This is a genomic window from Parvibaculum indicum, assembly GCF_011762095.1.
In the GTDB taxonomy this organism is placed as follows: Bacteria; Pseudomonadota; Alphaproteobacteria; order Parvibaculales; family Parvibaculaceae; genus Parvibaculum; species Parvibaculum indicum.
Map to the genome: position 1 here is coordinate 1 of NZ_JAASQO010000037.1, position 1,053 is coordinate 1,053.

Sequence of the window (1,053 nt, forward strand, 5' to 3'; positions counted from 1 at the left end):
TAGAGCGGTTTCATCATAAAAGGAATCGTCAGGGGATTCCCACGGGGGACGACACATGATTCTGTATCCCGAGGCAGATCGGGAGGCAGATATGGCACGCGCATATGGTATGGACCTGCGGCGTCGCGTTGTGGATGCGATTGAGGCAGGACTTTCAGCCCGGATGGCGGCAGACCGGTTTTCGGTGGCGCCGTCAACGGCGATCAACTGGCATCGGCACTGGCGCGAGACAGGATCGCTTGATCCGGGACGTCAGGGCAAGCCCTCGGGGTCGAAGCTGGATGAGCACGAGGCCTTTATTCTGGGGCTTGTCGAAGACAACAAGGACATCGCGCTGCATGAGATCGCTGCGAAGCTGGCAGCTGAGCGCGGTGTGCGGACCTGTGCGGCGACGCTCTGGTATTTTTTCTCAAGGCGCGGGCTGACGCATAAAAAAAGACAGGCCATGCCTCCGAGCAACAGCGCCCGGACGTCCTCGCCCGGCGGCAAGACTGGTTCGACGGACAGCCTGACCTCGACCCCGAGCGATTGATCTTCATCGACGAGACCGGCGCCAACACCAGGATGGCGCGGCTCCGGGGCTGGGCTCCAAGGGGCGAACGGTGCCGGGCGGCGATCCCTCATGGCCACTGGAAAACGACGACCTTTACCTGCGGCCTGCGCCTGAACGGCATCGCCGCGCCGATGCTGCTCGACGGCCCCATGAACGGCGCCACCTTCAAAGCCTATGTCGAACAGGTGCTGGTGCCGGACCTCAATCCCGGTGACATCGTGGTGATGGACAACCTGCCCGCCCACAAGGTCGCCGGCATCCGCCAGGCCATCGAGGCGGCCGGCGTAACCTTGCTCTACCTGCCGCCCTACAGCCCGGACTTCAATCCCATCGAGATGGCCTTCTCAAAACTCAAGGCTCTCCTCAGAAAGGCCGCAGCCAGAACAAAGGACGACCTTTGGGACGCCATCGCATCCGCAATCCAAGCCTTCACCCCCACCGAGTGTAAAAACTATTTCGCTGCCGCAGGATATGATCAGGAATAATTTGAATCCGCTCTA

1 protein-coding gene is annotated in these 1,053 nt (G+C 61.2%); it reads left to right on the forward strand.

Translation table 11 applies throughout. The annotated features are described in order from the left end of the window. Positions 1 to 91 precede the first annotated feature (91 nt). A protein-coding gene (locus FHS78_RS19200; RefSeq protein WP_167096132.1) for an IS630 family transposase occupies positions 92 to 1,038 on the forward strand; the annotation gives its coding sequence in 2 pieces (ribosomal slippage) (positions 92 to 431 and positions 431 to 1,038; 948 coding nt in all). The last annotated feature ends 15 nt before the right edge of the window (positions 1,039 to 1,053 follow it).